The organism is Brucella sp. NBRC 12953, from assembly GCF_040369775.1.
Classification (GTDB): domain Bacteria; phylum Pseudomonadota; class Alphaproteobacteria; order Rhizobiales; family Rhizobiaceae; genus Brucella; species Brucella pseudogrignonensis.
Genome location: NZ_BAABSV010000002.1, coordinates 276,814 through 295,960, shown reverse-complemented (window position 1 = coordinate 295,960; position 19,147 = coordinate 276,814). Strand labels below are relative to the sequence as shown.

Genomic DNA, 19,147 nt, shown 5'->3' with positions numbered 1-19,147 from the left:
AATCCAACGGTGGACACTTGTTTCTCCTGACACAAGGCCGGTTTTCATTACGCTTGGTTTCCTTTAATTCTAAGCCATGAAAAAAGGCGATCATCTCTTCCTCGTTGACGGCTCGGGCTATATTTTCCGTGCCTATCATGCCCTGCCACCGCTGACCCGTAAGACGGACGGCTTGCCGGTCGGGGCCGTGTCTGGTTTCTGCAACATGCTGTGGAAGCTGTTGAAGGATGCGCGCAGCACCGATGTCGGTGTGGTGCCAACGCATTTTGCGGTCATTTTCGATTATTCGTCGCAGACCTTCCGCAAGGAAATCTACCCCGAATATAAGGCCAATCGCACCGCGCCGCCGGAAGACCTGATCCCGCAATTCGGCCTGATCCGTCAGGCAACGCGTGCTTTCAATCTGCCTTGCATCGAAAAAGAAGGTTTTGAAGCCGACGATCTGATCGCGACCTATGCGCGTCTGGCCGAGGCCGCGGGTGGCGATGTTACCATTGTTTCTTCCGACAAAGACTTGATGCAGCTCGTGACGCCACAGGTGTCGATGTATGATGGCATGAAGGACAAGCAGATTTCGATCCCGGAAGTGATCGAAAAATGGGGTGTCCCGCCTGAAAAAATGATCGACCTGCAATCGCTGACCGGCGACAGCACCGATAATGTTCCGGGCATTCCGGGCATCGGCCCGAAGACCGCTGCGCAATTGCTGGAAGAGTTTGGCGATCTTGATACGCTGCTCGCGCGCGCTTCCGAGATTAAGCAGAACAAACGCCGCGAAAACATCATCGCCTTTGCCGATCAGACCAAGATTGCGCGTGAACTCGTCACGCTCAAGACCGATGTGCCGCTCGAAGTTGATCTCGATGGTTTGGTGCTGGAACCGCAGAACGGGCCGAAGCTCATTGGCTTCCTGAAAGCGCTGGATTTCACAACGCTCACCCGTCGCGTGGCAGAAGCAACGGATACGGATGCCTCGGCTGTTGAGCCTTGCCACATTGAAACCGAGTGGGGTGCAGATGCGCACGGTCCCGATGTCGATGTACCTGCAAAGTCAGAAGCTGCTTCATCGGATATTTCTGTTGCTGCCGAAGCATCTGATGCAAGTGGCTACACGCCGAAAGCACTGGCTGAAAGCCGAGCAGCGACGGCGCTTGCACAGAAGATCGACACCACGGCCTATACCTGCATTCGCGATCTTCCGGCGCTGAATAAGTGGCTCGCAGAGGCTGTCGAGACTGGCCTTGTCGCTTTCGATACCGAAACCAATTCGCTTGATCCGATGCAGGCCGAACTCATTGGTTTCTCATTGGCTTTGGCTCCGGGCAGAGCTGCCTATATCCCGCTCCAGCACAAATCCGGCGCAGGCGATCTGCTTGGTGGCGGCATGATCGAGGGGCAAATTCCTTTAGACGCAGCGCTTAATGCTTTGAAGGCCGTTCTTGAGGACAAATCCGTTCTCAAAATCGCACAGAACATGAAATATGACTGGCTGGTCATGCGCCGTCACGGGATCAACACCGTGTCTTTCGATGACACAATGCTGATTTCCTATGTGTTGGATGCGGGCACCGGCGGTCATGGCATGGATCCGTTGTCCGAGCGCTGGCTGGGCCATACGCCAATCGCTTATAAGGATGTGGCGGGCAGCGGCAAAAGCGCTGTTACCTTTGATATGGTCGATATTGATCGCGCAACCGCTTATGCCGCAGAAGATGCCGATGTCACGCTGCGTCTTTGGCAAGTGCTGAAGCCGCGTCTTGCGGCAGAAGGTTTGGCCTCGGTTTATGAACGTTTAGAGCGTCCGTTGGTCGATGTGCTTGCTCGCATGGAAGAGCGCGGCATCTCGGTTGACCGTCAGGTTCTTTCGCGCCTGTCGGGTGATCTCGCACAATCTGCTGCACGCTATGAAGACGAAATTTACGAACTTGCCGGTGAAAAATTCAATATCGGATCGCCCAAGCAGCTTGGCGATATTCTTTTTGGCAAGATGGGTTTGCCGGGTGCATCCAAGACCAAAACCGGTCAATGGTCGACCTCTGCGCAAGTTCTGGAAGATCTGGCTGCTGAAGGTTTGCCTCTGCCGCGCAAGATCGTCGATTGGCGCCAGCTGACGAAGCTTAAATCCACCTACACGGATGCGCTGCCGGGATATATTCATCCGCAGACAAAGCGCGTGCATACGTCTTATGCCATGGCGTCCACCTCGACCGGACGCCTGTCTTCATCTGAGCCGAACCTGCAGAATATTCCAGTTCGTACAGCTGAAGGCCGCAAGATCAGAACGGCTTTTATTGCAGAACCGGGCAACAAGCTTATCTCTGCCGATTACAGCCAGATCGAATTGCGTGTGCTGGCACACGTCGCTGATATTCCGCAGCTGAAACAAGCTTTTGCCGATGGCATTGATATTCATGCCATGACCGCTTCTGAAATGTTCGGTGTACCCGTTGAAGGTATGCCGTCCGAAGTGCGCCGCCGTGCCAAGGCGATCAATTTCGGTATCATCTACGGCATTTCGGCTTTTGGTCTTGCCAACCAGCTTTCCATTCCGCGTGAAGAAGCAGGGCAATATATCCGTACCTATTTCGAACGCTTCCCCGGCATCAAAGACTATATGGAAGCGACCAAGGCTTTCGCGCGCGAACATGGCTATGTCGAAACGATTTTCGGCCGTCGGGCGCACTATCCTGATATTCGGGCTTCCAATCCGCAGGTGCGCGCCTTCAATGAACGTGCGGCAATCAATGCACCTATTCAGGGTTCGGCTGCCGATGTCATTCGCCGCGCCATGATCCGTATGGAAAATGCACTGGCGGATGAGAAGCTTGCAGCCCGTATGCTGTTACAAGTCCACGATGAATTGATCTTTGAAGTACCTGAAGGCGAGGTCGAAAAGACAATTCCTGTCGTGCGCCATGTTATGGAAAATGCGGCCATGCCTGCAGTGGCGCTTTCTGTACCATTACAGGTGGATGCAAGGGCTGCACATAACTGGGATGAGGCGCATTAAAAGCGCATTCCAAAAATTGTGAAACGTTTTTTGGGTCAAATGCGCGTCAAAAAAGACTAGAGCGCCGTTCCGGTTTGATCGGATCGAATTGCGCTCTAGAGCGCTCACCCTGTTGACCTGAGAGGCGCAAGCCTATAGGTAGGCGCTAATTATGGTGCTTCGTTAGTCGTCAGGAGAGTTGTGGACAGATAGGTTCACGACCGTTGGGTATGCGGCTTGAGAAGCTTTTTTCGTGAAAGTTATTCATGTCCCTGCCTGATACAATCGCTCCGGCTCTTTCCGGAGCATTAGCCGCTCGTGGTTACACTACACTCACTGCTGTTCAGGAAGCCGTTCTGGCTCCAGAAACGCTGGATGCCGATCTTCTCGTTTCCGCACAGACCGGATCGGGCAAGACGGTAGCGTTTGGCCTTGCTATGGCTAATACGCTTCTCGAAGGTGAACTGCGCTTTAGCCGTCCAGAAGCACCTCTTGCCATGATTATTGCACCTACGCGTGAACTGGCATTGCAGGTTCGTCGCGAACTGGAATGGCTTTATGCAGACACCGGCGCAACCATCGCATCCTGCGTTGGTGGCATGGATATCCGTTCCGAACGCCGTGTGCTTGAACGCGGATCGCACATCGTTGTCGGCACCCCAGGTCGCCTTCGCGACCATATCACCCGCAATGCGCTTGATATGTCGCAACTGCGCGTCGTCGTGCTCGATGAAGCGGACGAAATGCTCGACATGGGCTTCCGTGAAGACCTTGAATTTATTCTCGGTGAAGCGCCGGAAGATCGTCGTACATTGATGTTCTCGGCAACGGTGCCTAAGCCAATTGCCCAGCTTGCCAAGCGCTTCCAGAATGACGCTCTGCGTCTGACTGTTCAGAGCGAAACCAGCCAGCACGCTGACATCGACTATGTCGCTATGCCGGTGCCGCCACATGAGCGCGACCACGCGATCATCAACGCGCTGCTCTATTACGATTCACAGAATTCGATCATCTTCTGCTCGACCCGCGAAGCGGTAAAGCACATGGCAAGCCGCCTTTCCAATCGCGGTTTTGCGGTTGTGGCGCTGTCGGGTGAACTGAGCCAGGCAGAACGCAACAATGCATTGCAGGCAATGCGTGATGGCCGTGCCCGTGTTTGCGTTGCTACCGACGTTGCTGCACGCGGTATCGATCTGCCGAACCTTGATCTGGTTATCCATGCCGATCTTCCGAATAACCCGGAAACCATGCTGCATCGTTCGGGCCGTACCGGTCGTGCAGGCCGTAAGGGCACCTGTGTTCTGGTTGTTCCGTTCTCGCGTCGCCGCACTGCAGAACGTCTTCTGCATATGGCCAAGCTTGATGCGCAGACCATTTCTGCACCAAGCATCGCTGCTGTTCAGGCGAAGACCAATGAACGCATTTTGAATGCAGACGTTTTCAGCCAGCCGGTTGAAGAAGAATATCAGGATCTGCTGAAAGCTCTCACCGAGCGTTACACGCCGGAACAGATCGCAGCTGCGTTTTTGAACCGCGAAGTCGCTTCCTATCCGGCAGCAGAAGAAGTTTCCGATGCACCTGTGCATCCGGTTGGCGGCAAGAAGCCACGCGAACGTTCTGACCGTGGTGATCACGGCGACCGCTTTGAACGCAGTGATCGCCGTGAACGTGGCGAACCAGGTGAACGCTTTGATCGTAATTCGTCGTTTGATGGCGTGTGGTTCTCCGTTTCCGCCGGTCGCAAGCATCGCGCCGATCCAAAATGGCTTCTGCCGCTCATCTGCAAGGCAGGTGACGTATCGAAGCGTGATGTCGGTTCGATCAAGATTTTCGACAACGAAACCCGTTTCGAAATCACAGCAGCCAAGGCTGATGAGTTCCGCCGCTCGGTCGAAGAACGCGGCACCGGAGAAAAGGGTCTTGTGATCCGTAACGCTGTTGCAGGCGCTGGTGGCGATGCTTCTCCACGCGAAGGCAAGGGCAACTTCAAGCCACGCGGCGACAAGTTCAAGAGCGATTTCCGTGATGGCCCGCGCGATGGCAACCGTGATAATGCCCGTGACGGCGCAAAGGGCAGCTGGTCGAAGCCGAAGGGCGACTTCAAGAAAGATGGTTTCAAGAAGGACGGCAAGAAGTTTGGTGACGGCGGCTTCAGCAAGAAACGTCGCGGCGAATAAACACGCCAACTAGTCAGAAATTCTTTGGAGGGGCCGGGTTGCAAGCAACTACGGCCCTTTCTCTTATGTGATCGGTGGTATGTGATAAACGACCGAGCGATACTTTGGATTTTCCCGCCGCTCAGCGATATGTCCACCAAGCGCCTCGGCAATCCGCCTGCTGGGAAGGTTCTCTTCCGCAACCGGATATTCGAAATACTCGACCGGGACGTTTTTGCTTGCCCATGTGGCTACTGCTCCAACAAATTCCCGGCCAAATCCGTTTCCATGAACTTCGCTTCGGAGCCATATTCCAAGCTCCGGCTTGCCTGATTTCATCGCGTGCAGGCTAACGATTCCAAGAAACCTGCCATTAACTCGGTCTCGCGCCACCAGATGAAGCTCTGAGCGTTCTTCAATAGCGGGCAGCCAAGCCCGCCATATTTCTGCAAAGTCGGCTGCAGTTGATGGCGGCTCCCACGACATAAACCGCGTAATCTCGAGAGAGATACAGGAAAACACTTCGCTCGCATCACTTGGCTGAAACGGCACGATGATCGCACGAGCGGACAAGATACGAATGTCTGACACTGGGTGGTCCTGCAGTGATGGTTTGTCAGAGTTGAGCGTCATAGCCGGACTGGGGGGATGGCGGTCAGCCACTTTTATATACTTTAAGAAAAAGCCCCGGATTTCCGGGGCTTTTTTATTAGAGCGCATCCCGAAAAGTGCGAAGCGGTTTTCGGAACAAGATGCGCGTAAAAACAAATGGATAGAGCATTTCGATTGACTCAATCAAAACGGGAAATGCTCTAAACGTCCAGATTGGCGACGCTCAGTGCGTTTTCCTGAATGAACTCGCGGCGCGGTTCCACCTCATCACCCATCAGGCGTGAGAATAGCGAATCCGCGTCGGTCGCGTCATTGACCTTAACTTGCAGCAGCGAACGCACATTCGGATCGAGCGTGGTTTCCCAAAGCTGTTCGGCGTTCATTTCGCCCAAGCCTTTGTAACGCTGCAGCGTCAGACCCTTGCGGCCTGTTGCGAAAATCGCATCAAGCAGCGCCATCGGTCCGGAAAGCGTTTCGACCTTGTCCTTGCGACGCAGAATCGGCGGTTCGGCGAAAACTTCCGTCAGGCGCGATGCCACACGGTCGATCTGGCGCGCATCGGCAGAGCCGAGCAGGGCCATGTCGAGAATGGCAACGTCCTTCACGCCACGCACCATGCGCTCGAAGCGATAGCCGCCGTCTTCCGTCACATGGGAGGTCCAGCCACGCTCGGTTTCTTCCGAGATCATGTCGAGACGCTTGGCAACGATATCGGCGGAAGCCTGCGACGCGGCATCGTTTGCTGTCGCATTCGGATTGAGCAGGCCTGCAATCGCAGCCTGTTCAACAACGCGACGATCGTAGCGTGTATGAAGGCCCGAAAGAAGCTGACGCAGCGTGCGTGCATCGTCGACGACCGACCGAAGGTCAGGACCGGCGCGCACTTCACCGCTGCCCATTTCAAGGGCAGCTTCTTCAAGACCGGTTTCGATAAGGAAGTCTTCGAAAGCAGCTTCGTTCTTGATGTATTGCGAGGACTTGCCGCGCGATACCTTATAGAGCGGCGGCTGCGCGATATAGATATGGCCGCGTTCAATCAGTTCCGGCATCTGACGGAAGAAGAAGGTCAACAGCAGCGTACGAATATGCGCGCCGTCGACGTCAGCATCCGTCATGATGATGATCTTGTGGTAGCGCAGCTTGTCAGGATTGAAGCCGTGTGACTCATCCTTGCCGATCGACGTGCCAAGAGCAGTGATCAGCGTTCCGACCTGATCGGATGAGATCATGCGGTCAAAGCGGACGCGTTCCACGTTGAGGATCTTACCGCGCAGCGGCAGAATAGCCTGGTTCTGGCGCGAACGACCGCTTTTGGCCGAGCCACCTGCAGAGTCACCCTCGACGATGAAGATTTCTGATTTCGCCGGATCGCGTTCCTGACAGTCAGCCAACTTGCCGGGAAGCGACGTCACGCTCAGATTGCTCTTGCGGGTGATATCGCGTGCCTTGCGGGCTGCTTCGCGGGCTGCGGCTGCCTGAATGACCTTTTCGACAATGGTCTTGCCGCCAGCAGGATGTTCTTCCAGCCAGGTCGAAAGCGCTTCATTGACGAGGCTTTCAACGACAGGGCGGACTTCCGAGGAAACCAGCTTGTCCTTGGTCTGCGACGAGAACTTGGGATCAGGAACCTTGACCGAGAGAACAGCAGTCAGACCTTCGCGGCAATCATCGCCGGTCAGGCTGACCTTTTCCTTCTTGGTCATGCCGGATGCATCGGCATAGCCCGTCACCTGACGCGTTAGCGCGCCACGGAAACCGGCCAGATGCGTGCCACCATCGCGCTGTGGAATGTTGTTGGTGAAGCACAGCACTTTCTCGTGGTAGGAATCGTTCCACCACATCGCGACTTCAACGGTCATACCGTCTTTTTCGCTCTTGATATAAATCGGTGTTTCCAGAAGCGACTTCTTGCTCTGGTCGATATACTTCACGAATTCGACAACGCCGCCATCATAGTGGAGTTCCTGTTCGCGAATATCGGCATGGCGACGGTCTGTAAGCTTGATGCGGACGCCTGAATTCAGGAACGCCAGTTCGCGCAGGCGACGTTCCAGCGTGTCGTAATCAAATTCGACCATAGAGAAAGTTTCAGGCGAAGGCAGGAAGCTGACTTCTGTGCCCGTATCGCTGCCTGCATCGCCGGTTATAACCAGCGGAGCGTCGGCCACGCCGTGCGTGAAGGCCATTTCATGGATTTTGCCGGCGCGACGGATCTTCAGCTTCAGCCAGATCGACAACGCGTTCACAACCGACACGCCCACGCCGTGCAGACCGCCGGAAACCTTATAGGAGTTCTGGTCGAACTTACCGCCGGCATGGAGCTGGGTCATGATGACCTCAGCCGCCGAGACGCCTTCTTCCTTGTGGATGTCGGTCGGGATGCCACGACCATTATCGGTCACGGTGCAGGAGCCGTCGGCGTTAAGCGTAACAGTGACAAGCGTTGCATGTCCGGCCAGCGCTTCGTCGATGGCATTGTCCACGACTTCGTAGACCATATGATGCAGGCCCGAGCCGTCATCCGTGTCACCGATATACATGCCCGGACGCTTGCGAACTGCGTCGAGGCCTTTCAGAACACGAATGGAATCCGCGCCATATTCGGCGGCGGCTGCGGAATTCATCTCTGGTGTCTCGCTCATGAAAATCTTTCGAAAATGCGCCGCGAAGGCAACCTTAAAGTCTGCCGCAATTGCAGCAATAAAAACCCTGTCGAATCACACGACAAACATGGCTTTAATATAGGCGTTAACGGCGATTTTTCCAAATTTTGGGGCCAAATTTACCGGGGATTCAGCTCTTTTGGCACCAGTTGAAGAATTGGGGTGGCGTGCAATCTCTGGAACCGCCACAATTGAAGCTTATATCTTTTTTGACGGGGGTGTTCTCGATCAAAAGGAGCACTTGATGGAAACCACAATTGCCATGAAAGATGCAACTCAACCCTTTGTGCCCCCTGCTCCACGCCCGCGCGAAAAGCCGGTTGGTCGCTTCGAGATGATGCGGGTGGTTTACAAGAACCCGCTCGAATTGTGGGGAGAGCCTTCCTATAACGAGCGCTGGGTTTCTGTAAGCTGGCTTGGCATCAAAACCATTATTGCCAATGATCCGGGCCTTATCCGTCATGTGCTGGTCGATAATGCCGCCAATTATCCCATGTCTGCCATTCGTCAGCGCGTGCTGCGCCCCATTTTGCGTGATGGATTGCTGACCGCTGAGGGCCAAGTCTGGAAGCGTTCACGCAAGGCGATGGCGCCGGTTTTCACTCCTCGTCATATCGGCGGCTTTGCGAGCGCCATGCGAAACCGGTCGCTGCAGTTTGTCGAGCGATACAAGACCAATGGCATCATCACCGATGTCGCCCACGACATGACGCTGCTCACCTATGACATTCTGGCTGAAACGCTGTTCTCTGGCGAAATTGCCGGTGATCCCAATGATTTTGCGCACCAGATCGACAAGCTTTTTGAAACGATGGGCCGCGTTGATCCGTTTGATCTGCTTGGCCTGCCGGACTGGCTGCCGCGCTTCACGCGCCTTCGTGGTAACCAGTCGCTTGGCTTCTTCCGTGAACTTGTCTCCGATACCATTGCGTTGCGAAAAGCGCGCATGGATAAGGGCGAAGATGTGCCCAATGATTTTCTGACCTTGCTTTTGCGCGCCGAAGGACCGGATGGTTTGAGCCGTGCCGAGATTGAAGATAACATCATCACCTTCATCGGTGCGGGGCATGAAACAACGGCTCGTGCGCTCGGCTGGACGCTCTATCTGCTTGCCAAGGCACCGCAGGAACGCGAGCGTGTTGAAGCTGAGATCGATGCGTTCTTTGCTGATGGCGGCAATGACCTGCCGCCGCAGGAATGGCTGGCAAAACTGCCCTTCACGCGTGCAGCTTTTGAGGAGGCGATGCGGCTTTATCCGCCAGCACCGTCAATCAATCGCGAGGCCGCGACGGATGATACCTATGGTGATCTGAAAATTGCCAAGGGAACGGCTGTTCTGGTCATGCCTTGGGTGATTCACCGTCACAGGCTTTATTGGGATCAGCCGGATGCCTTCATGCCTGAGCGCTTCTGGCCCGAAAATCGCGACAAGCTCGACCGCTTTCAATATCTGCCATTTGGTGCCGGTCCGCGTGTCTGCATCGGTGCGAGCTTCGCGCTTCAGGAAGCGGTGATTGCACTTGCAACCTTGCTTGATGGCCGTCGCTTCGACGTGTTGGAAACCACAAAGCCATGGCCTGTGCAGAAGCTCACCACCCAGCCGCAGGGCGGTTTGCCGATGAAGGTGGTGAGGCGCTAATTAGTTGGTGCACCAATGGCGATCCGGGCAAGATGCGGATATTCGGGGTCGGCCAGATTGCTGATGCTTTCAAGGTCTTCGGGGCTGTACCATGCAAGCTCAGAATGTTCATCGCAGACATTGCGCGGCTCGCCGCCGCTCCATGAAGTGACCTGAAAAATATGGCAGATGGAATCGCCATAGAGATCCGGCTTTTTCTCATCGATTGCGCCGATCTCACGAAACTTGATCGGGCGAATGCCGAGTTCTTCACCCATTTCCCGCACCAACGCATCTTCAAGTGTTTCACCACGCTCGACATGCCCACCGGGCGTGTCCCAATGATTGGGCCACGCCTTTTTCCATGGTGAGCGCAGTCCCATCAGAACTTTTTTGTCACCGCTCACCAGCAAAGCGCCGACGGTGACAACTTTCTTTTTCTTGGCCATGGCGTTCCTGTTATAGCGCTATCTATGAACTCAGATTACTGGCTAAATCACAAACGCACATCACCATTTTTTAGTGGGTAAGGCTTCTACTTAGCAAGACGTTCTGAATGCCATTTGAGATGGTCATCCATGAAGGTCGAGATGAAGAAATAGGAATGGTCATAGCCTTCACGCATATTGAGCGTGAGCGGGATTCCAGCTTTGTGGCAGGCCTCATCCAGCAACCAAGGACATAATCCTTCATCAAGGAAAACATCGGCTTCTCCCTGATCGACCAGAAATTCTGGAAAGCGGTAGCCGTCTTCAATGAGCTGCGTCGCATCATAAGCACGCCATGCGCGTTCTTCTGTGCCCAGATATTTTTCCAGTGCAGGCTTCGACCAGTCGGCTGTTGAAGGCTGCACAATCGGTGCGAAAGCCGATGCCGATTTGAAGCGGTCGGGATTTTTGAGCGCAATCGTAAGTGCGCCATGTCCGCCCATCGAATGGCCGGTGATGCCCTGACGTGACATATCAAGCGGAAACTCAGCCGCCACCAGATCAGTCAGTTCCTTTGTGATGTAGCTATACATCTGGTAGTTCTTGGCAAATGGTTCCTGTGTAGCATCGACATAGAAGCCAGCACCTTTGCCGAATTTCCAGTTATCCGGTTCATCCGGCACGTCATCACCGCGCGGGCTTGTATCCGGGCAAATAACGGCAATTCCCAATTCTGCGGCCATTTGCCGATATTCTCCTTTATCCATCACATTCTGATGAGTGCAGGTGAGGCCGGAAAGATACCAGAGTACCGGTACACGACCATCTTTTGCCTGTGGTGGCAGGAAAACGGCAAAGGTCATATCGCACTGGTTGGTCTCGCTCTTATGGCGATAGACGCCCTGCGTTCCACCAAAGCATTTTGCAGTCGAAATCGTTTCCATGAGAGTTCCTGATTTTTATCCGCTTCCGAGTGCGACCACGACATTCACTGTCGCTGCAACAAGGACCGTATTGAAAAAGAATGACACGACGCTGTGCAGAAGCGTTACTTTTCGCATCGCGGTGGTCGTGACATTGGTATCGGACGTCTGTGCCGTCATGCCGATGATGAAGGCGTAATAGGCGAAATCCCAGCCGGAGGGCTGTGGCGTTTCAGGAAAGTTGAAGCCGCCTCTATACCTGCTGGCATGGGCTGAATCGTCGCCTGCGGGTTCGCGTGGCTGCCAATACATGTGTGCGTAATGGATCGCCGTCATCATGTGGATTGTAAACCAGCCGAGAGGCACAGCCGCAAGCGTCATGACGAGCGAAAACAGGTCGGCTTTGGGTTGCTGGTTTATCAGGATGAACAGCGACACCACAGCCACAACAACGGTGGCAAATGTCACCAGAAAGATGATCCAGATCGGCTCATCTGCCGTTGCCGCATGTTTTCTGAGATAGGGCGCGGTGAGCTTAGGTAAAGCCGTAAGCGCCAGAACGAGATAGAGCACAAAGAAGCAGTTTGCCCCGATGACCGGGGCAAGCGGGCTCTTAAGAAGCCATGCGATAATGAAGGTTGCAGCGCCACCAATGGCTGCAAGATAAAAGGACATATGGCGGCGCAGCAGAAACATCAGGCCGCACTTTCCTGTGGTGCCAGCCGCATGTCGACATGCGGAATACCATCTTCAAGATATTTTTCCGAAATCGCGACGAAGCCGAACGAGCCATAGAATTTCTGCAAATGGCTCTGTCCGCCAAGCTCAATGGCAATGCCCGGAAAACGTGTCTGAGCAAAGGCGACAGCCTCTTTCATGAGACGCTGACCAAGCTTGTAACCACGATAATCGGCTGCCACGACAACGCGGCCGATCTTCACCGGCTTACCATCCTGTTCCGGTGGCAGAACCCGCAGACTTGCTGCAAGTTCTTCACCATCCAGAATACGAAGATGCAGTGCATCATAGTCGTTGCCGTCGATTTCGGGGTAGGGGCATTTCTGCTCCACCACGAAAACATCCACGCGCAGCTTCAGCATCGCATAAAGCGCGCGCGGGGTTAGACCATCGATTTCATCCCAATGGGAGGTGAAAAGCTTTTCACGCATCAGTAGACAATCACCGAGCGGATCGACTTGCCTTCATGCATCAGATCGAAAGCCGTGTTGATTTCATCAAGCGGCATGGTGTGGGTGATGAGGCTGTCGATGTCGATCTTGCCTTCCATATACCAGTCAACGATTTTTGGCACATCGGTACGACCGCGTGCGCCACCAAAGGCGGTACCCTTCCAGACGCGTCCGGTGACGAGCTGGAATGGGCGTGTGGCAATTTCCTTGCCCGCTTCAGCAACGCCGATGATGATCGATTCACCCCAGCCGCGATGGCAGCATTCCAGCGCCTGACGCATGACATCGGTGTTGCCGGTCGCATCGAACGAATAATCCGCACCGCCATCAGTCAGATCCTGAATGGCCTGCACAACCTTGTCATTGCCGATTTCGCGCGGATTGATGAAGTCGGTCATGCCGAATTTCTTCGCCATTTCCACCTTGGATGGATTGATATCCACGCCGATGATCTTATCCGCGCCAACCATGCGCGCACCCTGAATGACATTGAGACCAATGCCGCCAAGACCAAACACAACAACATTGGAGCCCGGACGAACCTTAGCCGTGTAAATAACTGCGCCAATACCGGTGGTTACGCCGCAGCCGATATAGCAGATCTTGTCGAAAGGCGCGTCTTCGCGCACCTTGGCGACTGCGATTTCTGGCAGAACGGTGAAGTTCGAGAAGGTCGAGCAGCCCATATAATGGAACACTTCGCCGCCATCGCACGAAAAGCGCGAGGTTTTGTCCGGCATCAGGCCCTGACCCTGCGTTGAGCGGATCGAGGTGCAGAGGTTTGAGCGCTGCGACAGGCAGGTTTTGCACTGGCGGCATTCCGGCGTGTAAAGCGGGATCACATGATCGCCCGGCTTGACCGACGTAACACCTGCGCCCACTTCGCGCACAATGCCCGCACCTTCATGGCCGAGAATGGCCGGGAACTTGCCTTCGGAATCAAGGCCGGAAAGCGTGTAGGCATCGGTGTGGCAAACGCCGGTCGCCATGATTTCGACCAGCACTTCGCCAGCGCGTGGACCGCCGATTTCAACGGTTTCGATGGTGAGCGGCTTTTTTGCCTCCCAGGCAACGGCTGCGCGTGACTTCATGACGATATTCCCTTCAATTTCAGTGTTCGTTTATGCGCCTATTTCAGATAGGTGCGCAAAATCCGCATGATTTCGTCGATCTCTGCATCGGGATCTGCCACAGCATCGCGCGCTATCGTCTCACGAGCCTGGCCGAATGTCTCGCGAAAATGGCTTTCCAGCACTTCTGCCATCAAGCCATTGGTCGCGCCACGCAAGGCTGCAATCTGCTGCAAGAGTGCAGCACATTCCGTGCCTGCTTCCACCGCGCGCTCCAAGCCTTCGGCCTGGCCTTTGATGCGGCGCAGGCGCGTCAAAGCGCGCTTTTTGTCTTCCGGTGAATGCGGCATGGAATCTCCCGATTTTCACGAAGCCTATATACTATAGGGGAGTATGTCAATTACTCCGGAAATGCCTTTTGCGAGAATGGTTTTCCGCACAATTGGCATAGCCCGGATTTTAAGCCTCAAGTTTGAGATGCAGCAGCGGATAAGGGCGTCCCTGATCATCCGTTTCCGAGCGACCCGTCTCAACAAACCCCACATGGCGATAAAAGCCGACGCCTTGCGTATTCTGCTCGTTCACATCCACGGTCAGGGTGCCGCGCTTTTTCGCACGCGCAATCATATGTTTGCCAATACCCTTGCCGCGCTCGGCGGGTGAAATGAACAGGCTGTCGATATTGTTATCGGTCATGCCCATGAAGCCAACTGGCTTGCCATCATCCTCAATGACATCGACTTCTACATTCGGCAGATATTGCTCACCGACCAGCTTTTCGATTTCAGCGAAATCTTCGCGACTTAGAAACTCATGCGTTGCCAGCACGCTTGCGCGCCAGATAGCGGTGAGGGCGGGGGCATCCGCCGGATTAGATTTTCGGATATGGATCATCGTCGTTCCTTGTGGGATAAGCACCAAAGCAACGCCTTTATAATACGGAATTTCATTTGACGAGTCTGCCCGATCTTCCCGTTACCCGCATTCTGCCGCAACTTGACGCCGCGTTTGCCACCCATGCAAGCGCGGTTCTGGTTGCTCCTCCAGGCGCGGGTAAAACCACGCTGGTGCCGCTGCATTTTTTGAATGCAAGCTGGCGCGGTGACGGCATGATTGTGCTGCTCGAACCGCGTCGCTTGGCAGCGCGTGCAGCCGCCCGCCGCCTGGCGCAGTTGCTCGGTGAAGAGCCGGGCGAAACAGTCGGCTATCGTATGCGCCTTGAAAGTAAGGTCTCGGCGAAGACCAAAATCCTCGTCGTCACTGAGGGCGTTTTTGCGCGCATGATCCTTGACGATCCCGATCTCAAGGGCATAGCGGCGGTTCTGTTCGATGAGTTTCACGAACGCAGCCTTGATGCCGATTTCGGTCTGGCGCTGGCGCTTGATGTGCAGGCCGCTTTGCGCGACGATCTCAAAATCCTTGTCATGTCGGCAACACTTGATGGTGCGCGTGTGGCCTCACTTTTGGGCGATGCGCCCATTATTGAGAGCGAAGGCCGGGCTTTCCCCGTCGATATTCGCCACCGCGACCGCAAGCCTGACGAGCGCATCGAAGATGCGATGGTGAAAGCCATTCGCGAAGCGCTGGCCGATGAAACGGGCAGCATTCTTGCCTTTCTTCCCGGTCAGGGCGAAATCGAACGCACGGGTGGCATTCTGGAAAAGTTTCTGCCTGCCAATATCATTCTCGCCCCGCTTTATGGCGCGATGGAAGGCCGTGATCAGGATGCGGCAATCAAGCCAGCTCTCGCAGGCCATCGCAAGGTTGTGCTGGCGACATCGATTGCCGAAACTTCCATCACCATCGATGGTGTTCGGGTGGTGATCGATTCTGGCCTTGCCCGCCTGCCAAAATACGAACCCGCCACCGGCCTGACCCGCCTTGAAACCGTGCGTACTTCGCGTGCGAGTGCTGATCAGCGCGCTGGTCGTGCCGGTCGTACCGAACCGGGCATCGCCATCCGCCTCTGGCATCAGGGTCAAACGGCGTCACTCCCTGCGTTCTCTCCGCCTGAAATTCTGGAGGCAGATCTTTCCGGCCTTGTGCTTGATGCGGCTGCATGGGGCGTTACCGATCCGGCAACGCTTTCGCTGCTCGACAAGCCACCGCTACCCGCGCTCAAAGAAGCCAAGGCATTGCTTAGCCGGCTTGGTGCGCTTGATGAGGCTGGACGCCTGACCGCAGATGGTGAGGCTATGCGCTCACTCGCCCTGCCTGCACGCCTTGCACATATGGTGGCGGAAGCGGGCAAACGCGGCGAGGCTTTGCGGGCGGCGGAGCTTGCCGTTCTTCTGACCGAGCGCGGTCTTGGCGGCAATGAAACCGACCTCGACACCCGCATGTCGCGGTTTCGCAATGACCGTTCTGATCGCGCCCAGCGCGCCAAAGGACTGGCGAAACGTCTGGCTGCAAATGTGCCGAACAAAGGCGAAGCAGCAGGTTCAAGCGTTGGCCGCATACTGATAGACGCCTATCCCGACCGCATCGGTAAGGCGCGCGGCCAAACCGGGCAATTTCTGCTGGCCAATGGTCGTGGCGGCGAAGTCGATCCCGCTATCAGCCTTAGCCGTGCGCAATGGCTGGTGGTGGCCGATATGTCGGGCAAAGCAGGCCGCGCGCGCGTTCTTTCTGCGGCTGAAGTCTCTGAAACTGAAATCCGCACAGCTCTTGGCAGCAGGATAGAGAGCGGGCGACAAGTCGTCTATGACGCAGAAAAAAACGCATTGCGTGCGCGTGAAGCAGTTCGCATTGGCGCTATTGCTTTGTCGGAAAAGCCGCTTGCCGCCCCTTCCGGCGTGAGTGCCGATGAAGGCGTGATCGCTGCCGTGCGTGAGCATGGACTGCAAATCCTGCCGTGGGGCAAAGAGGCTGAAATTCTGCGTCGTCGTCTTGGCTGGCTTTATCGCGGTCTCGGCGATCCGTGGCCGTCTATGGATGACGACAATCTTGTTGAGCGTCTTGATGACTGGCTGCTGCCTTTCCTCACAGGCGAAGCGCAGCTCGATCGTATCCCGGCACATGTGTTGAAAAACGGTTTGATGAGCCTTGTGCCGTTCGATCTGCAACGCCTTGTCGATCAACTAGCACCCACGCATTTTGAAGTTCCGACTGGCTCAAGTATCCCGATCCGCTATGACACGGAGGAGCCGGTTCTCGCCGTCCGCGTGCAAGAGCTGTTCGGCCTTGGCATTCATCCGGCCATTGCCAATGGCAAAGTACCGCTTTTGCTGGAATTGCTTTCCCCCGCTCATCGCCCGATCCAGATCACGCGGGATCTGCCGGGTTTTTGGCAGGGCTCATGGGCCGATGTGCGCTCTGATATGCGTGGCCGCTATCCGCGCCATGTCTGGCCGGAAGATCCAGCCAATGCAGAAGCCACCCGCAGGGCAAAACCACGCGGCACCTGATACCGATCAGGAATGCAGAACGACGTGGACCTCATCCTGATCGCGGATGTTGAGATTTTCACGGATGCGCTTGTCCGAGATCAGCTCAATGCAGTCGTGCATATGCGATCCGATACGCCGGAAAATCCATACATTCATGGAACGGGAATGCGCATAAAGAGTCGCTCGCCATGCCTGGCCAATGCCGCGGCGTGGCTTGAAGAATTTGCGACGCAGACTGTTGTTCAGAATTTCGTGCTGCGGGATAGTGATGCTCGGTGGAACGAGGCCGCGATCCAGCGCCTTTAGCTGCTTGCGACGGCTTTGCAGAATGGATGGGTATTCCATGATCTGCACATTCAGCGAGCCGGATGCAAAGTGATCCGGCCAGTCCTTTGGTGAATTATCCAGATGTTGTTTTCCAGGAATGACGAGCTCGGAATGTTTTCCAAGCCCGGACGATATCTTCCCCCTGAAGACAATCACGCGGCGCCCTCCATCGCTTTGCAGACGGCCCTGTTATAATTCCTTCACAAAATTGACACAATTGCGGATTGGCAGGTTTTGCCCATGAGGGAAAACTTGAAAATTCCCCACATAATAGGGCGTTGCGTGTCATGTACGCCAAAGCCTGCGACTGGATGACACAGTTCTGCTTGCGTGAATATGCGCCTTGCCGCATAAGGGGCGGATAGGGGTGATCATGCACGCAGAATTCGACAATCGGGCTTCAAATCTTTCGCGAAAGCCGCGCCTGACCACGTTGGTGCGTCTGCGCTGGCTGGCAATTGCTGGGCAAACCGCGACGGTCATGTTCGTGGCGCTCTATCTGCAATTCAATTTTGCAGTCGGTATCTGTTTTGCGCTGATTGCATGTTCCGCATGGCTCAATCTCTATCTGGCATTTCGCTTCCCCACCAATCACCGTTTAAGCCCGACGGCGGCAAGTATCGTGCTGGCGTTCGATATTCTGCAACTGGCAGGATTGCTTTATCTGACGGGCGGCGTTCAGAACCCCTTCGTTATCCTGATGATTGCTCCAGTCATCATTTCAGCAACGTCGCTTTCCGTGCGTCATACGCTGGCGCTCGCATTGCTGGTGGTGCTCAGCACCTCCGTGTTGATGCTTTATTACAGGCCTCTGCCTTGGTATCCGGGCGAACATCTCGATTTGCCGATTTTGTTTGTCTCAGGCATCTGGTGTGCGATCATCGCTGCACTGGGCTTTACCGGTGTCTATGCCTATCGCATTGCGGAAGAAACACGCCAGCTGGGCGATGCTCTTGCTGCAACCGAACTCATCCTGCAACGCGAGCAGCACCTGACGGCGCTTGATGGACTGGCCGCCGCCGCCGCGCACGAACTCGGTACGCCGCTTGCCACCATCACTTTGGTCGTCAAGGAAATGCAGCGTACCTATGCCAAGAAGCCGGACAGCGATCCGGGCCTTGCTGAAGACATTGCCCTGCTGCAATCGCAGGCTGCGCGCTGCCGTGAAATCCTTCAGCGGCTCACCAGCCTCTCTTCCGAAAACGAAGAGCATATGTCGAGGCTGCCGTTCTCATCGCTGATTGAGGAAGTGATCGAGCCGCATCGTGATTTCGGCATTTTGCTTGAAGTGGAAAAGCAGGAAGGTCCGAAGCCTGAGCCAGTGGTGCGTCGCAATCCGGGTCTTCTTTATGGTCTAGGCAATCTGGTGGAGAATGCTGTCGACTTTGCGCGCGATAAGGTCAGCGTCACCTGGGGCTGGACTGAAAACACCGTCAGCGTGACCATTCAGGATGATGGTGAAGGATTCAAACCAGAAATTCTGGACCGAATCGGTGAGCCCTATATGACCAGTCGTGACAGTGCACATAACGGTGGCGGCGGTCTTGGATTGGGACTTTTTATCGCAAAAACACTGCTGGAACGCTCTGGAGCGCAGATTAGCTTTAAAAATCGCAAGAATCCGGGGCAGGGTGCAGAAGTAAAAGTCACATGGCCTCGATCCGCTTTCATTGTAAGCTAATGAATATATTGCACAATTAATCTTGGGTTGAAGTGCTGTCGCTTTACGCACGGCGCTTCAATTTCATCAAATTTTCGTGCGCGCGATTAGAAATTGCATTT

The 19,147-nt window shown here is 55.1% G+C and carries 15 protein-coding genes; 5 read left to right on the top strand and 10 right to left on the bottom strand.

Going from position 1 to position 19,147, the window contains the following annotated elements:
* The first annotated feature begins 76 nt into the window (after positions 1 to 76).
* Complete coding sequence (polA, locus tag ABWV94_RS05305) at positions 77 to 3,010, top strand: DNA polymerase I (protein WP_113496062.1); 2,934 nt, start codon at positions 77 to 79, stop codon at positions 3,008 to 3,010.
* Positions 3,011 to 3,255: 245 nt separating this feature from the next.
* Positions 3,256 to 5,166 (top strand): DEAD/DEAH box helicase, encoded by a 1,911-nt coding sequence (locus tag ABWV94_RS05300; RefSeq protein ID WP_113496061.1) that lies wholly within the window; start codon positions 3,256 to 3,258, stop codon positions 5,164 to 5,166.
* A 63-nt stretch (positions 5,167 to 5,229) separates the two neighbouring features.
* Here the strand turns inward: ABWV94_RS05300 and ABWV94_RS05295 are convergent, their stop codons facing one another.
* Entirely contained in the window at positions 5,230 to 5,865 is a 636-nt protein-coding gene (locus ABWV94_RS05295) for a GNAT family N-acetyltransferase (protein ID WP_353412766.1), read from the bottom strand.
* Between the two features lie 92 nt (positions 5,866 to 5,957).
* On the bottom strand, positions 5,958 to 8,399 hold the full coding sequence (gyrB, locus tag ABWV94_RS05290) for a DNA topoisomerase (ATP-hydrolyzing) subunit B (RefSeq protein ID WP_007873185.1): 2,442 nt from the start codon (positions 8,397 to 8,399) through the stop codon (positions 5,958 to 5,960).
* 283 nt (positions 8,400 to 8,682) lie between these two features.
* Between gyrB and ABWV94_RS05285 the strand changes: the two genes are divergently transcribed.
* On the top strand, positions 8,683 to 10,059 hold the full coding sequence (locus tag ABWV94_RS05285) for a cytochrome P450 (protein WP_502905153.1): 1,377 nt from the start codon (positions 8,683 to 8,685) through the stop codon (positions 10,057 to 10,059).
* Here the strand turns inward: ABWV94_RS05285 and ABWV94_RS05280 are convergent.
* The 7 genes from ABWV94_RS05280 to ABWV94_RS05250 all read right to left on the bottom strand — a co-directional run bounded on the left by ABWV94_RS05280 (position 10,056) and on the right by ABWV94_RS05250 (position 14,543).
* Entirely contained in the window at positions 10,056 to 10,487 is a 432-nt protein-coding gene (locus tag ABWV94_RS05280) for an NUDIX hydrolase (protein ID WP_064320057.1), read from the bottom strand. The two genes, ABWV94_RS05285 and ABWV94_RS05280, sit on opposite strands and share 4 nt — an antisense overlap.
* Before the next feature lie 86 nt (positions 10,488 to 10,573).
* Positions 10,574 to 11,410, bottom strand: a complete 837-nt coding sequence (fghA, locus tag ABWV94_RS05275) for an S-formylglutathione hydrolase (protein ID WP_113496060.1) — start codon at positions 11,408 to 11,410, stop codon at positions 10,574 to 10,576.
* 15 nt (positions 11,411 to 11,425) lie between these two features.
* Positions 11,426 to 12,085, bottom strand: coding sequence for a DUF1345 domain-containing protein (locus ABWV94_RS05270; RefSeq protein WP_105518069.1), 660 nt, complete (start codon positions 12,083 to 12,085; stop codon positions 11,426 to 11,428).
* Positions 12,085 to 12,558 carry a GNAT family N-acetyltransferase gene (locus ABWV94_RS05265; protein WP_113496059.1) on the bottom strand — a complete coding sequence of 158 codons (474 nt, stop codon included), beginning with the start codon at positions 12,556 to 12,558 and terminating at the stop codon, positions 12,085 to 12,087. Before ABWV94_RS05265 ends, ABWV94_RS05270 begins: the two co-directional genes overlap by 1 nt.
* Positions 12,558 to 13,670, bottom strand: a complete 1,113-nt coding sequence (locus ABWV94_RS05260) for an S-(hydroxymethyl)glutathione dehydrogenase/class III alcohol dehydrogenase (protein ID WP_113158841.1) — start codon at positions 13,668 to 13,670, stop codon at positions 12,558 to 12,560. Before ABWV94_RS05260 ends, ABWV94_RS05265 begins: the two co-directional genes overlap by 1 nt.
* Positions 13,671 to 13,708: 38 nt before the next feature.
* Complete coding sequence (locus tag ABWV94_RS05255; protein ID WP_113496058.1) at positions 13,709 to 13,999, bottom strand: metal/formaldehyde-sensitive transcriptional repressor; 291 nt, start codon at positions 13,997 to 13,999, stop codon at positions 13,709 to 13,711.
* Positions 14,000 to 14,108: 109 nt separating this feature from the next.
* Complete coding sequence (locus ABWV94_RS05250) at positions 14,109 to 14,543, bottom strand: acetyltransferase (protein ID WP_113496057.1); 435 nt, start codon at positions 14,541 to 14,543, stop codon at positions 14,109 to 14,111.
* A 56-nt stretch (positions 14,544 to 14,599) separates the two neighbouring features.
* Between ABWV94_RS05250 and hrpB the strand changes: the two genes are divergently transcribed.
* Positions 14,600 to 17,056, top strand: coding sequence for an ATP-dependent helicase HrpB (hrpB, locus tag ABWV94_RS05245; RefSeq protein ID WP_353412760.1), 2,457 nt, complete (start codon positions 14,600 to 14,602; stop codon positions 17,054 to 17,056).
* A 6-nt stretch (positions 17,057 to 17,062) separates the two neighbouring features.
* Here the strand turns inward: hrpB and ABWV94_RS05240 are convergent, their stop codons facing one another.
* Positions 17,063 to 17,521, bottom strand: coding sequence for a DUF120 domain-containing protein (locus ABWV94_RS05240; RefSeq protein WP_064320063.1), 459 nt, complete (start codon positions 17,519 to 17,521; stop codon positions 17,063 to 17,065).
* 217 nt (positions 17,522 to 17,738) lie between these two features.
* Here ABWV94_RS05240 and ABWV94_RS05235 point away from each other — a divergent pair, with 217 nt between their 5' ends.
* On the top strand, positions 17,739 to 19,046 hold the full coding sequence (locus ABWV94_RS05235) for an ActS/PrrB/RegB family redox-sensitive histidine kinase (RefSeq protein ID WP_007873216.1): 1,308 nt from the start codon (positions 17,739 to 17,741) through the stop codon (positions 19,044 to 19,046).
* Positions 19,047 to 19,147: the final 101 nt, after the last annotated feature.

What these genes read in the sequence shown, in the direction of transcription:
- polA (WP_113496062.1), top strand. Translation starts at nt 77, where the DNA reads ATGAAAAAAGGCGATCATCTCTTCCTCGTTGACGGCTCGGGCTATATT.
- ABWV94_RS05300 (WP_113496061.1), top strand. Translation starts at nt 3,256, where the DNA reads ATGTCCCTGCCTGATACAATCGCTCCGGCTCTTTCCGGAGCATTAGCC.
- ABWV94_RS05295 (WP_353412766.1), bottom strand. Translation starts at nt 5,865, where the DNA reads ATGCGCTCTAATAAAAAAGCCCCGGAAATCCGGGGCTTTTTCTTAAAG.
- gyrB (WP_007873185.1), bottom strand. Translation starts at nt 8,399, where the DNA reads ATGAGCGAGACACCAGAGATGAATTCCGCAGCCGCCGCCGAATATGGC.
- ABWV94_RS05285 (WP_502905153.1), top strand. Translation starts at nt 8,683, where the DNA reads ATGAAAGATGCAACTCAACCCTTTGTGCCCCCTGCTCCACGCCCGCGC.
- ABWV94_RS05280 (WP_064320057.1), bottom strand. Translation starts at nt 10,487, where the DNA reads ATGGCCAAGAAAAAGAAAGTTGTCACCGTCGGCGCTTTGCTGGTGAGC.
- fghA (WP_113496060.1), bottom strand. Translation starts at nt 11,410, where the DNA reads ATGGAAACGATTTCGACTGCAAAATGCTTTGGTGGAACGCAGGGCGTC.
- ABWV94_RS05270 (WP_105518069.1), bottom strand. Translation starts at nt 12,085, where the DNA reads ATGTTTCTGCTGCGCCGCCATATGTCCTTTTATCTTGCAGCCATTGGT.
- ABWV94_RS05265 (WP_113496059.1), bottom strand. Translation starts at nt 12,558, where the DNA reads ATGCGTGAAAAGCTTTTCACCTCCCATTGGGATGAAATCGATGGTCTA.
- ABWV94_RS05260 (WP_113158841.1), bottom strand. Translation starts at nt 13,670, where the DNA reads ATGAAGTCACGCGCAGCCGTTGCCTGGGAGGCAAAAAAGCCGCTCACC.
- ABWV94_RS05255 (WP_113496058.1), bottom strand. Translation starts at nt 13,999, where the DNA reads ATGCCGCATTCACCGGAAGACAAAAAGCGCGCTTTGACGCGCCTGCGC.
- ABWV94_RS05250 (WP_113496057.1), bottom strand. Translation starts at nt 14,543, where the DNA reads ATGATCCATATCCGAAAATCTAATCCGGCGGATGCCCCCGCCCTCACC.
- ABWV94_RS05235 (WP_007873216.1), top strand. Translation starts at nt 17,739, where the DNA reads ATGCACGCAGAATTCGACAATCGGGCTTCAAATCTTTCGCGAAAGCCG.